This is a genomic window from Crossiella sp. CA198 (genome assembly GCF_052078295.1).
In the GTDB taxonomy this organism is placed as follows: Bacteria; Actinomycetota; Actinomycetes; order Mycobacteriales; family Pseudonocardiaceae; genus Crossiella.
In genome coordinates this window covers 117853-130713 of record NZ_JBQJIM010000018.1, presented here as the reverse complement: position 1 = coordinate 130713, position 12861 = coordinate 117853, and the positions used below count along the sequence as shown (strand labels likewise).

The 12861-nt window shown below is 72.3% G+C and carries 12 protein-coding genes; 5 read left to right on the top strand and 7 right to left on the bottom strand.

Going from position 1 to position 12861, the window contains the following annotated elements:
* Window positions 1-197: 197 nt before the first annotated feature.
* Complete coding sequence (locus tag ACTOWY_RS28940) at window positions 198-3557, top strand: phosphodiester glycosidase family protein (RefSeq protein WP_441312767.1); 3360 nt, start codon at window positions 198-200, stop codon at window positions 3555-3557.
* Window positions 3558-3748: 191 nt separating this feature from the next.
* Window positions 3749-4861 (top strand): DUF4192 domain-containing protein, encoded by a 1113-nt coding sequence (locus ACTOWY_RS28935; RefSeq protein ID WP_441312766.1) that lies wholly within the window; start codon window positions 3749-3751, stop codon window positions 4859-4861.
* A 19-nt stretch (window positions 4862-4880) separates the two neighbouring features.
* Here ACTOWY_RS28935 and ACTOWY_RS28930 read toward each other — a convergent pair whose 3' ends face one another.
* The 3 genes from ACTOWY_RS28930 to ACTOWY_RS28920 form a co-directional block, all read right to left on the bottom strand.
* A complete protein-coding gene (locus tag ACTOWY_RS28930; RefSeq protein WP_441312765.1) occupies window positions 4881-5114 on the bottom strand; it encodes a helix-turn-helix domain-containing protein in 234 nt (77 codons plus the stop codon).
* Window positions 5114-5707, bottom strand: coding sequence for a DUF2975 domain-containing protein (locus tag ACTOWY_RS28925; RefSeq protein WP_441312764.1), 594 nt, complete (start codon window positions 5705-5707; stop codon window positions 5114-5116). Before ACTOWY_RS28925 ends, ACTOWY_RS28930 begins: the two co-directional genes overlap by 1 nt.
* 75 nt (window positions 5708-5782) lie before the next feature.
* On the bottom strand, window positions 5783-6754 hold the full coding sequence (locus ACTOWY_RS28920; RefSeq protein WP_441312763.1) for an NAD(P)H-binding protein: 972 nt from the start codon (window positions 6752-6754) through the stop codon (window positions 5783-5785).
* Between ACTOWY_RS28920 and ACTOWY_RS28915 the strand changes: the two genes are divergently transcribed.
* Window positions 6740-7162: a hypothetical protein gene (locus ACTOWY_RS28915; RefSeq protein WP_441312762.1), complete on the top strand. Its 423-nt coding sequence runs from the start codon at window positions 6740-6742 to the stop codon at window positions 7160-7162. The genes ACTOWY_RS28920 and ACTOWY_RS28915 overlap by 15 nt on opposite strands.
* Window positions 7163-7178: 16 nt before the next feature.
* Window positions 7179-7631 (top strand): helix-turn-helix domain-containing protein, encoded by a 453-nt coding sequence (locus ACTOWY_RS28910; RefSeq protein ID WP_441312761.1) that lies wholly within the window; start codon window positions 7179-7181, stop codon window positions 7629-7631.
* A 229-nt stretch (window positions 7632-7860) separates the two neighbouring features.
* On the opposite strand, the gene ACTOWY_RS28905 is transcribed toward ACTOWY_RS28910, so the two are convergent.
* The 4 genes from ACTOWY_RS28905 to ACTOWY_RS28890 form a co-directional block, all read right to left on the bottom strand.
* Entirely contained in the window at window positions 7861-8460 is a 600-nt protein-coding gene (locus ACTOWY_RS28905; RefSeq protein WP_441312760.1) for a flavoprotein, read from the bottom strand.
* Window positions 8461-8463: 3 nt separating this feature from the next.
* Entirely contained in the window at window positions 8464-9423 is a 960-nt protein-coding gene (gene galE / locus ACTOWY_RS28900; RefSeq protein WP_441312759.1) for a UDP-glucose 4-epimerase GalE, read from the bottom strand.
* A 95-nt stretch (window positions 9424-9518) separates the two neighbouring features.
* Window positions 9519-10757: a galactokinase gene (locus ACTOWY_RS28895; protein ID WP_441312758.1), complete on the bottom strand. Its 1239-nt coding sequence runs from the start codon at window positions 10755-10757 to the stop codon at window positions 9519-9521.
* Between the two features lie 256 nt (window positions 10758-11013).
* Complete coding sequence (locus ACTOWY_RS28890) at window positions 11014-11706, bottom strand: metal-dependent transcriptional regulator (RefSeq protein ID WP_247758661.1); 693 nt, start codon at window positions 11704-11706, stop codon at window positions 11014-11016.
* A gap of 98 nt (window positions 11707-11804) precedes the next feature.
* Between ACTOWY_RS28890 and ACTOWY_RS28885 the strand changes: the two genes are divergently transcribed.
* Complete coding sequence (locus tag ACTOWY_RS28885) at window positions 11805-12656, top strand: sulfurtransferase (RefSeq protein WP_441312757.1); 852 nt, start codon at window positions 11805-11807, stop codon at window positions 12654-12656.
* Window positions 12657-12861: the final 205 nt, after the last annotated feature.

Here is a 12861-nt window from a genome sequence, read left to right as displayed (position 1 = left end):
TGGCGCGCCAGATCGCCCCCCCAGTGGCGCGTCACCCACGGACCTCCCGGTCTCACCCCCCTGGGCCGGGAGGTCCGCTTTTTCCTGGGCGTGTCATCCGGCGTCCATCTGGCGGCTAGTCAAACTTCCCCCAGGTGCGTTGTGCTTTCTGTTGGCAATTCACCAAACTGGATGTCCGTCCTGATCCGGAGGTCGCCGTGCGAACCCTGCGCGCCACCGTCGCCCTGCTGTCGGTCCTCGCCCTCACCGCCGCCGTCCCCGCCCCGGCCCTGGCCGAGCGACACGGCGTCACCGCGCCGCTGGGCCCACGTCCGATCGAGGACGCCCCAGCCGCCTCCGCCGCCGATGGCGCCGTCGCCACGCTCGCCACGGCGGCGCCCCGCGTGGACGCCCTGCCGGTGAGCGAGGTGACCTCGCCGGTCGCCCCCGGCCTGGACCTGACCGAGTTCGACCGCCTGGACGCCCGCGGCTGGATCCGCGGCGACGTCCTCACCGCCGACCTGGGCCGTGGCACCCTGCGCCCCGCCTACCTGAGCCCAGGCGTGGTCGCGGCCCGCAGCCCGTTGTCCGAACAGGCCGCCGCCCGAGGCGTGGTCGCCGGGGTCAACGGCGACTTCTTCGACATCAACGCCACCGGCGCCCCGCTCGGCGTCGGCATGGACGCTGGCGCGCTGCGCCACGCCCCCGCCGCCGGCCACAACCTCACCGCGGCCATCGGTCCCGCCGATCTGGGACGTCTCGCCGAGGTGTTCCTCGATGCCACCATCACCCTGCCCGGCGGCATCCGCCTGACCGGCACCAACCTGAACTCACCGGTCGTCGCGGCCAACGGCGTCGGTGTGTTCACCGCGCTGTGGGGCCACGCGTCCCGCCGCACCGCCATCGGCACCGCAGTCAAGGCGACCGAGGTGGAACTACGCGACGGCGTGGTGACCGCGGTCCGCCCCGCACCGGGTGAGGGGCCGATCCCGGCCAACACCGCCTACCTGCTCGGCATCGACGCGGGCGCCGATCGCCTCGCCGGTCTCGTCCCGGGCCAGCGGGTCGAGGTGGCCTACCAGCCGCGTACCGACGGCCCGGTCCCGCTCGCCGCGGTCGGCGGCAACCGGGTCCTGGTCAGGGACGGTGTCGTCCAGAACCTCGACGACACCACCATGCATCCGCGTACCGCCGTCGGCTTCTCCGCCGACGGCCGTCGCCTGTGGATGGTGACGGTCGACGGCAGGCAGGCCGACAGCCGAGGCATGACCGAACGCGAACTCGCCGAACTGCTGCGCTCTTTCGGTGCCGACGACGCCCTGAACCTGGACGGCGGCGGCTCGTCCACACTGCTGGCCCGCCGTCCCGGCGACAGCGCCGCCGGCGTGCACAACCAGCCCTCAGACGGTGGCGAACGCTTGGTGCCCAACGGGATCGGCCTGACCGCGAATCGCGGCAGCGGTCGTCTGACCGCCTTCCGCGTGGAACCGGCTGTCCGGGCCGGTGCGGCCGACCGAGTGCTTGCCGGTCAGACCCGAGTCGTGACTGCCCATGGTCACGACGAGACTGGTGCCCCAGTTCCCGGTGAACCCACCTGGCGTGTTGCCCCAACACGAGCAGGGAAGGTGTCCCGGGGTGTGTTCCACGCTAGCACTTCCGGGAAGGCGACTGTGACCGCTTCCCGGGGTTCTGCCAGGGGATCGACGACTTTCACCGTATTGGGTAAAGCCACCCGGATCGACTCCGACACCGAGCGCGTCTCGCTGTCCGGCCTGGGCGCCCGCGGCCGGTTCCAGATCCTCGGGCAGGACGCCGAGGGCTTCAGCACCTGGCTCGAACCCGCCGACGTGACCCTCGAATACGACCAGCGCGTGGTGCAGATCAGCAAGGACCGCAACGGTTTCGTCGCCGCGGCCGTCGCCGGATCCGGCGCCACGGTGGTCAAGGCCAAGGTCGGCGATCTGACCACCCACCTGGGCGTCACCGTCGGTGTCAGTCCCCGCGTTGTGTCCACAATGGACGATCTGACCGGCTGGCGGACAAGCGTGTTCCCCGCCGTGGTCGGCGCCGCGATTTCCCTGGTGCCAGGCCGAAACGGCGGCAAGGCGATCGGTCTCGACTACCGGCTGACCGGCACCACGGCGACCCGTGCCGCCTACCTGAACGCAGAACCGCCCGCCGTGCTGCCCCCTGGCACCCAACGGCTTGGCGTGTGGGCACACGGCGACAACAACAAGGCGTGGCTGCGCATGACCCTGCTGGACGCCGCGGGCACGCCCACCGTCGTCGACCTCGCCCGCCAGGTCGACTGGACCGGCTGGCGCTACGTCGAGGCCCCGATCCCGGCCGCGCTGACCGGCCAGCTGCGCCTGCAACGGCTCTACCTGGTGGAAACCGACCGCGAACGCCAGTACGAAGGCAAGATCGCCTTCGCCGAGCTGACCGCGCAGGCCGCCGTCCCGATCACCGTGCCCGGCGATCCCGCGGCCCAGGACCCGGCGATCATCCGCACCGGCACGCTGGAACCCCGTCCGGGCGCGGTGCGGGTGGCGGTGGTCAGCGACGCCCAGTTCACCGCGGACGCGCCCGAGGGTCCGCTGGTCGCACAGGCCCGGCGCACCCTCCGTGAAGCATTGGCCGCCAGGCCTGACGTCCTGCTCATCAACGGCGACCTCGTCGACCGAGCCCTGCCCGCCGACATGGCCCTGGCACGTCAGATCCTGGACAGCGAACTGGGCGACCGCGTTCCCTGGTTCTACCTGCCCGGCAACCACGAGACCTACGGACCGGGGGACACCTCCGAGTTCCGCAAGCACTTCGGCGCGACCCACCGGGTGGTCGACAAGAACGGCCTGCGCCTGATCCTGCTCGACTCCGCACTGGGCTCACTCCGCGCGGGCGGGTTCGACCAGGTGCGCGCGCTGCGCACCGCGCTGGACACCGCGGCCACCGATCCGAACGTCAAGTCGGTGCTGGTCGCGATGCACCACCCGGTGGACGATCCGACTCCCGCCGCCGCCTCCGAGCTGTCCGATGCCAAGGAGGCCACCCTGCTGACCACCTGGCTGGCCGAATTCCGGGCCAGGAGCGGGAAACCGGCCGTGTCGGTGGCCGCGCACGCCGGCCTGTTCCACGCGACCAGGCGCGACGGCGTCCCCTACCTGATCAACGGCAACTCCGGGAAGGCGCCGGCCGCGGCCCCGGCCGACGGCGGGTTCACCGGTTGGACGCTGCTCCGGGTCGACCCCGCCGCCGGGAATCCCGTGCAGGCCGAGCAGCGCCCGCACGTCGACGGCCTGACGCTGGACATCCCGGCCACGCTGGCCCCCGGCGCAGGCCATCGGCTGACCCCGACCGTGCGGCAGGGCATCCGGACGTTCCCGATCGGCTATCCCATCGCGGCCACCTACACCGCGACCGATGCTCTGCACCTGGGCCCACCGGCCACCGCCGCCCCGGCGCACATCGCCGCCTTCGACCCGGCGACCGGGGTGCTCACCGCCCTGAGACCCGGCACGGCCACCCTCACGCTGGCCGTCAGCAACACGGCCACCAGCGCACCCGTCACCGTCCGCTGACCTGCGGCGGAATCCGAAATCCAGGAGGCGGGCCCGGCGCCCACCCCGCCGGGCCCGCCTTATACACCACCCCGCAGCCACCCCCGCCTGAAACCGCTCTCAAGATCGCGACCTATCCACAACAAGGCACCTGTCCACAGCTGACCCACGTGCCGATTCCCTCCCCGCCCCCGCCCCGCCAAGCTCGACCCATGACCACAGCCACGGCCACCGCCGCCCCGCCGCGCCCACCCCGGCAGACCGTCCACCTCTGGGAACCCGGCGACGTCATCGCCGCCCTCCCACCCCTGATCGGCTTCCACCCAACCGATTCGCTGGTGATCCTCTACCTCGTCGACCGCGCCAGACTGGAGATCCAACGCGTTCTCCGCGCCGATCTGCCCTCGCCAGCGGGCGAGGAGGAGTTCATCGCGTTCGCCTGCGACAACATCCTGGCGAGCGGAGCCACCTCGGTGCAGCTCTGCGTCATCGGCGGCGACACGCGAACATCCGCCCAGCCGGAGGAATCCGCCACCGTCGTCGCCCTGCCCACCCGGCCGCCGCGGCGCGCGCTGGTCCTCACCCTCACCCAGGTACTCCGCAAGCAAGGCATCGAGGTCATGGAATCGCTGTGGGCCGAAAGCACCCGGCACAACGCTTCTTGGCAGGACTACGAACACCCGGAGAACACCGGTGCCGTGCCCGATCCGGATGCCTCGCTGCTGACTGTGGCCACCGTCGCCGCGGGCGGTATCACCTACAACTCCCGCGAGGAGCTGGCCAAGAACCTGGAGGGTGAGGAACAGGCGCTGAACAGGCGGAGTTGCCGGCTCGACTGGCACGCGGACCACACGATCCCCGGCGGCGGCCCGACCCCCGCGGCCGGCATCCGCGCCATCCAGGCCGAGCTGAAGAACATCGCGGACGGCTCCTTCACGGTGACCGACAACCTCATCGTCCGCCTCGCGCTGACCCTCAACGACCACCGGGTCCGGGACGTGGCCTTGACCATGACCCTGCGCGAGGACGCCGGCGACGCCGCCGAGCGGCTGTGGCTGGAACTGACCCGCGAGACCCCGGCGCCGGAATGCGCCGAACCGGCCACCCTGCTCGCCTTCGCCGCTTACCGCCGGGGCGACGGGGTGCTGGCCAACATCGCCCTGGAACACGCCACGAAGGCGCAGCCGAGCCACACGCTGGCCTCGCTGCTCGGCCGGGCCATCGACGCCGGACTGCCGCCGAAGGACGTGCTGACCGCGGTCAACAACACCCACCGGCTCGGCATGGACATCGTCATCCCCCAGCAGTCGACCCCGGTGGACTGAACCGGGAGACCCCCGCCGGTCAGTCCGACCGGTACCGCAACAGCTCGCCCGGCTGACATCCCAGTGCGTCGCACAGCAGGGTCAGCGTGGAGAACCGCATGGCCTTGGCCTTGCCGGTCTTGAGAATGGAGAGATTCACGATGCTGATCTGAACCCGATGGGACAGCTCGGTGAGCGTCATGCCCCGGCGCTCCAGGAGTTCGTCCAGCAACACCTCGATGCGATGTCCCTCGATCAGCTCGACCGGCGACATCAGACGGTGCCCTCCAGTTCATCCCGCAACACCACGCCGCGCCGGACGATCTCCGACCCGGCCAGCGCGGCCAAACCGACCAATGCCCAGGTCAACGCACGACCGTCCGGCCACTGGAACATCCCGGGGCCGGTCAGCACCACCTCGGTGAGCCCGGACCGCGCCACGGAGTCGAGCACCCCGGCGGCCAGGTTGCCGAGCAGTAGCAGAAACCCGATGTGCCGCAACGATCTCACGGTGGTCGCGGCGAACATCGGCCGCTCACCCACATTGATCCGACGCATCACCCGAGCCACCAGGAGCAGTGCCACCACATCGATCAGCGCGTAAGGCAGCCAGGTCAGCAGCACCAACCAGAAGAACTCCGCCGAACCATCCCGAGCGAGGAAGGTGACGATCCCGCCGCCGACACGAAACCCCGGCGCCAGAGCCTCCGGCGCGGTCGCGGACATCGCCAGTCCGACGGACTGCTGCCCCACGGTCAGTCTGATCCCCATCTCGATCAGGCGGAGGATCCCCAGGAACGCGGCGACCACCGCCAGCCACCGCAACCACCGGGTGGGCGTCCCGGCCCCCAACACAGCATGTTCCATAGTTCCCCCGAACTTCGGTCTTATCGAATAACGATAAGTCGTCCGCCGCTGATCGGCTACCCCCGATCCTGCCGCTCAGCCACTGAACTCCCGGAGGTGATCCCGAGCCCACGACTCGAATCCCGTCGCGGCCCGCCCCAGCGCTCGCGACACGTCCTCGGTCACCACGGCGTTGTGCCCCCGCCGTGCCCAGGACGCCCCGGCGACGATCGCGTCCACGATCGCCGTGCCCATCCCCCGCTCAAGCAACCGAGCCCATGCCTCCGCCGGCGGCAGATTTTCCGTCGCCACCGGACGGTTCAGCAGCTTCGCCAGGACCGCCGCCTGGTCCGGCACGCTGAGCGGCTCGGGGCCGGTCAACGTATAAGTCTGTCCATTGTGGAGGGAAGAGAGGAGGGTCTCCGCCGCCACCGCGGCCACGTCCCGCGGATCGACCACACCCTGGGTGGCCGTGCCGGTCATGTTCGGCGCCGGTGCACCGGCCCGGAGCAGATCGGCCCGGCCCAGTGTGTTCGAGGCGAAGCTCGACGGCCGCAGGATCGTCCAGTCCGGCACGCTGTCGCACACCGCCCGCTCCGCCTCGGCGTGCCAGTGACCGATCACGGTGTCGCCGTCGCGTTCGCCCGAGCCGATCGCGGACAGCTTCACCACTCGCCGCACCCCGCCCGCCGCGGCGGCCGCCACCAGTGCTCGGTCATGGTCGGCGGTCGGCGCAGGCGGGGCGGTCAACAGGAACACCGCGTCGACACCCTCGACCGCGGTGGCCAGGGAAGCCGGGTCGTCGTAGTCGGCCCGCACCACATCGACCTTGGGAAAGGAGGGAACTCGAGCCGGATACCGGGTCATCGCCCTGACCGGTTCACCTCGCGCAGCGAGCAACCGCAGCACCTGACTGCCGATGACGCCGGTGGCACCCGTGATCAGCTTCATCCCGATGATGCTGCCGCCGCGGCGCGCGTGGTCGCTTGGAGGTTTCGGCACACCTGCGCCGCGACGGTCCGTTGCCGGGTCGCGGCCACCTACGGTGGTGTCGTGGCGGACCGACAACGCGCGCTCCCGGTCGCCGCCGACCTGCTGCCCTGGATCGCGGGCATCGGGATGGCGGAGCTGGGCACTGCCGAGGTGGCACCGGCACTGACCACGGCGCCGGACACCGCGGCGAGCCTGGTGTACCGCGCCGAGGCGAGTGGCCCCGGTGAGCTGATGGTGCTGGGGCCGCGGACCAAGGCTGCCTACTTCACGCGCGATCCGGGCACGTGGTGTCTGAGCCTGAGCATCCGTCCGGGCCGTGGCCAGTTGCTGTTCGGCCGGTCGGTGCGCGTGCTGACCGACCGCGCGGTGCCCTTGCGGGCGTGGTGGGGTGGGTCAGTGGACGACCTGGTCGCCGACCTGGCGGGCCTGGCCGCGGAACCACTCGCGGAGCCTGGCACCGGCGGTGCTGGCCAGGCTCGCTGATCTGGGTGCCGACGAGGTGGCCCACAGCGACCTGGCGAGCAACGCGGCCACCGCCCTGTCCGGGCCTGGACACGACCGGATACCGGACGCGTGGCAGGCGGGCGCCGGGAGACGGGACGCCGTGCCGGCCGGTGGGGTGCGGGCGACCGCGTTGCGCTTGCACGTCAGCGAACGGCACCTGCGGAACGTCTTCAGTGACGCCGTCGGGTTGTCGCCGAACAGGTTCGCCCGTATCGACCGGGTCCGGGCGGCGTTGTCGGCGGCGGACACCGGGCTGCGGTGGGCGTCGATCGCCAGTGCGGCCGGGTTCTACGACCGGGCGCACCTGACCGCGGAGTTCCGGGCGCTGATGGGTGTGTCGCCGGGTGCGTTCCGGGCTGGGCGGTTGCCCGCGGCCGGGCAGTGCGGGATGACCGTGGTGCGGGACTTGGCCGCGGAGCCCAGGGCGAGAGCGGGCGTCGCCGCGTAGCGGGGTGCGCTGGTGCGGAGCCAGTGCCCTCGCGGGTGTTGTGGCGTGTCCGCGGTGACGTCGGCGGACGGCCTCGCGGCGGGCTTGGCGTGGTGGCCTGGCGGGCGGACGGGTGCTTGTGCCCGGCGGCTGGGCTCCGTGCGCGGTGGGCCGCGGGCGTGCTGGACTGCGGCCGTGGTGGGCTGCGGGTGCGGGTGCGGTGGACTGCGTGTGTGGTGGGCTCGGCGGGTTAGCTGAGTTCGTCCGCCACCGCTGCCAGGACCTGTTCCCAAGGGATGGTGGGGCCGCTGGTGGTGGGCAGGATGCGGACGCCTGCGTCGCGGAGGCGTTCCAGGTGGCCGGGCCAGGCTGGGTGGCGGGTGGAGTCCGGGGAGACCCTCGGGAGCAGGATGACCGGGGTGTTGGGCATGCCCAGGGCTTCGCACAGGTGAGTGAGGGCCTGGTTGTCGGACAGGCCGAGGGCGAGTTTAGCGATGGTGTTGGCCGTGGCGGGGGCTACCGCGTAGCAGTCCGCGGGCGGGTGTGGCTTCGGTTCCGTGGGCAGGCGGGGGGCCCAGCGGACCGGCAGGCCGGTGAGGTCTGCCAGGGGCGTGACCAGGTCGGCTGCCTCGAACCAGCGGGCGGCGGTGGGGGTCAGGGTGATGGCCACCTGCCAGCCCTGGGTGACGGCGGGGCGGACGAAGCCGTCGAGGAGTCCCTCGGCCCCGCCTGCCCCGGAGACGACCAGGCCGACCACCGGAGCGGCCGGGTCGACCACCGGAGTGGTCGGGGCGCTCGGCGGGGTGGCTGAGGTGGCCGCCGGGGCGGCGGGGGCGGGGGTGTCAGGCATGGGTCAGTTGGTCCTGGCCTTGGTGAACTCCCAGGCGTCGGCGACGATGCCGGCCAGGTCGGCGCGCTGGGGCTTCCAGCCCAGGTCCTCGCGGGCGCGGTCGCTGGCGGCGATCAGCACCGCGGGGTCGCCTGCGCGGCGAGGGGAGATCTTGGCGGGGATGGGGTGGCCGGTGACCGTGCGGCAGGTCTCGATGACCTGCTGGACGGAGAAGCCGGTGCCGTTGCCCAGGTTGAAGATCCGGTGTGCGCCCGCGGTGGCGTGCTCCAGGGCGAGGAGGTGGGCGTCGGCCAGGTCGACGACGTGGATGTAGTCGCGGACGCAGGTGCCGTCCTCGGTGGGCCAGTCGTCGCCGAAGACCTGGATCTGCTCTCGCTGGCCCAGGGCGACCTGGAGCACCAGCGGGATCAGGTGGGTCTCGGTGGCGTGGCGCTCGCCGAACTGGCCGTAGGCGCCGGCCACGTTGAAGTAGCGCAGGCTCACCGCGGCCAGGCCGTGGGCGGCGGCGTAGGAGGTCATCGCGTGGTCGATGGCCAGCTTGCTCGCGCCGTAGGTGTTGGTCGGGCTGGTCGGCGCGGTCTCCTGGATCGGGACCTCCTTCGGCTCGCCGTAGGTGGCGGCGGTGGAGGAGAAGACCAGGCGGGGGGTGCCGTGTTCCTTGATCGCGTCGAGGAGCTTCAGCGAGGTCACCACGTTGCCCTGCCAGTACTTGGCCGGGTCGACCATGGATTCGCCGACCAGGGACTTGGCGGCGAAGTGCAGCACGCCGTCGAAGCCCTCGGCGAGCAGGGTGCCCGCGACCTCGCCGATGTCGCCCTGCACGAACCGGGTGCCCGCGGGCACCGCGTCGGCGTGGCCGGTGGACAGGTCGTCCACCACGGTCACCTCATGTCCGGACTCCACCAACCGGGCAGCGCACACACTGCCCACGTATCCGGCGCCGCCCGTGACGAGAAGCCTCACTACGTCCAACCTTCCTGTGGGAGAAAAACTGCTGGTCAGCGCCGCCGCGAGGGAGATCCGCGGCGGCCATTGACCGGGTCAACCTAGCGAAACGGCTACTTGTCCCGGCCGGCACCCGCTGCGGGCACCCCGCTGAACAGGCGCGGCGGGGTCAGCTTGCGTTCGGCGAAGGCCGCCGTGACCTCGGCGCGGACCCGCTCGCCCAGTTCGACCGGGACCAGGGCGATCGCCGAGCCGCCGAAACCGCCGCCGGTCATCCGGGCGCCGAGGGCGCCCGCGGCCAGGGCCGAGTCGACGGCGACGTCGAGTTCCAGGCAGGAGATGCGGTAGTCGTCGCGCATGCTCGCGTGCGAGGCGGTCAGGATCGGGCCGATCGCGGCGAGGTCGCCCGCGCGCAGGTGGTCGACGGTGGCCAGGACCCGGGCGTTCTCGGTGACGATGTGCCGGACCAAGGGACGCAGGTTTTCCGGGAGGGCGGCTTCGGCCGCGGCCAGGCCGTCCAGGGAGACATCGCGCAGGGCCGGGATGCCGAGCAGTTCGGCGGCCTGTTCGCAGCCGGCGCGGCGGGCGGCGTAGCCGCCGTCGGTGTGCGAGTGGCTGGCCCGGGTGTCGATGACCAGGATTTCCAGGCCGTGGGCCGCGGCGTTGAAGGGGACCTGCTCGGTCTCGCCGGAGCGGACGTCCAGGAACAGGGCGTGGCCTTCGACGCAACGCAGGGACGCGGTCTGGTCCAGCAGGCCGGTGGGGGCGCCGACGAACTCGTTCTCGGCACGCTGGATCCAGCGCGCCAGGGTGGGCAGGTCGGGGGCGATGGTGCCGGCGGACCCGGGCCGGCCAGGGGCGTCACCGGAGGCGGCGGGGCTGGCCGTGCCAGGGGCGGGGACGGCGGGGTGGCCGGAGAGGTCCAGCAGGGCCAGGGCGGTGGCGCATTCCAGGGCGTGGGAGCTGGACAGGCCTGCGCCGGCGGGGACGTCGCCCGCGATGAGCAGGGTGGCGCCGGTGACCGGGATGCCGTTCTCGCGCAGGGACCAGGCGACGCCGCTGGGGTAGGCGGGCCAGCCGGAGAGCAGGCCGGGGGTCAGGGCGGCGACCGGGACGGGGTCGGCCTGGTTGAGCTTGCTGTCATCGCCCAGAGTGGCCACGGAGAGCAGGCCGTCGGTGCGGGGGGCGGCGGCCACGGCGATGCGGTGCGGGATGGCGAAGGGGAGCACGTAACCGTCGTTGTAGTCGGTGTGCTCGCCGATCAGGTTCACCCGGCCGGGGGCCGACCACACGCCAGTGGGTTCGCCGATGCGCGTGCGGAACTCCTCCGCCGCCCGTTGGGCCTGGTTCACACGTACTCCATTGGTGGGATAGCGGCGGCGGATGGTGAGCAAGCCGGTGGTGCGGCGCCCGGGGGATGGGCTGGCGGCGAGGCATGGGCCGTGCGCTGAGCGTGCGGCGGCGGGGCCGCCGGCCCTGGGGCCGGGGCCGGGGTGCCGGGTGCCGCCGGAGCCGGGGCTGCCGCGGCCGCCGGAGCCGGGTGCCGCGGGTGGCCCGCACCGGGGCGCCGCCCGGACCCGCTGCTGGTGGCCAGCGGGTCGGGCGGGTTCAGCTGGTTCGGACGAGCACCGCGTGCGCGATGTCGTAGGTCAGCTCGGCCGAGGCGGAGTCGCCGGTGACGCGCACGGGCTGGCTGGCGCCGGACTGGTGCACCCGAACCGTGCCGCCGGGGGTGATGCCCGCCGACTTCAGCTCGTTCATCAGGTCCGGGTCCGACTGGACGTGTTCGGCGATGCGGCAGACCTCCACCTCACCACCGCCCGCCCTGGCGATGTCGGTGAGCCGGCGCAGGTCCAGGTCCGCAGGCGGGGCCGGTTCGCCGACGCCCAGGCGGTCCAGGCCGGGGATGGGGTTGCCGTAGGGCGAGGTGGTGGGGTGGTTGAGGAGTTTGACGAGCTTGCGCTCGACGGCCTCGCTCATCACGTGTTCCCAGCGGCACGCCTCGCTGTGCACGTGCTCCCACTCCAGGCCGATGACGTCGACCAGCAGGCGTTCGGCGAGCCGGTGCTTGCGCATCACGGCGATCGCCCGGCTGCGGCCGGCGTCGGTCAGCTCAAGGTGCCGGTCGTCGGCGACAATGAGCAGGCCGTCGCGCTCCATCCGCGCGACGGTCTGACTGACCGTCGGCCCGCTCTGTTCCAGGCGCTCGGCGATGCGGGCGCGCAGTGGAACCACGCCCTCTTCCTCAAGCTCGTAGATGGTGCGGAGGTACATCTCGGTGGTGTCGATGAGGTCGTTCACACGCGCTCCCCTTCGTCGTGGGCAATGTTAGTCCTACTGGCTGACATCCATGGCGTTCACCCGGTGTCAGGAGTAGTGCGGGCGGGCAGTATGGGGTGGTGCATCCGCTGATCACTCCCGCCGCGCTGGCCGAGCTGCTCACCACTGACCGCCCGCCGGTGGTCCTCGACGTGCGGTGGCGGCTGGCCGGGCCGCCGGCTCGCGCCGACTACGACCGCGACCATCTGCCGGGCGCGGTCTTCGTCGACCTCGACGCCGACCTCTCTGCAACGCCGGGACCCCTCGGTCGTCATCCCCTGCCCGGCACAGATCACCTCCAGGCCGTGCTGCGCGCGGCCGGGGTGTCCGCCGGGACCTCCGTGGTGGCCTACGACGCGGGCGACGGATCGGTGGCGGCGCGGCTGTGGTGGCTGCTGCGCTGGGCCGGGCATCGCGAGGTCGCCGTACTCGACGGAGGTTACGCTGGGTGGACGAAGGCTGGACACCCGGTCACCGCCGAAGTTCCGTCGCCACGGCCGGGTGACATCGTGGTCGAACCGGGCCAGTTGCCGGTGCTGGACGCCGAGCAGGCCGGGAAGTGGGCGCGGGAGGCGTTGCTGCTGGACGCCCGCGCGCCGGAGCGCTACCGCGGCGAGGTCGAGCCGATCGACCCGGCGGCCGGGCATGTGCCGGGGGCGGTGAACGCGCCGTTCTCCGGGCACATCGGGCCGGACGGGTCCTGGCGCACCGCCGAGGAGCTGGCGGCGCGGTTCCGGGAGCTGGGGGTCGCGGCGGGGCGGCCGGTGGGGGCCTACTGCGGGTCGGGGGTGACCGCGTCCTCGATCGTGCTCGCGCTGGAGGTGTCCGGGCTGACCAGTGCGGCGGCGCCGGCCGCGCTGTACGCGGGGTCGTGGTCGAACTGGTCGGCGGATCCGAGCCGTCCGGTTGCCACCGGTGAGCTGCCGGGCTGATTCGGCGGGTGCGGGCGGGCTGACCGGCTGACTCGGCGGGCGCCGCGAGGAGGCGGGGCGCGGCCAGACAAGGCGGGTGCCGCCCGGAATGGTGGGGCGCTGCCCGGAAAGCTGGGTGGCGTAAGGAAAATCGGATGACAGGGCCAGCCCTGCCCTGTCATCCTTCGCGGCATGTTCGGGACCGTCCACAGCGCATCGCTCGCAG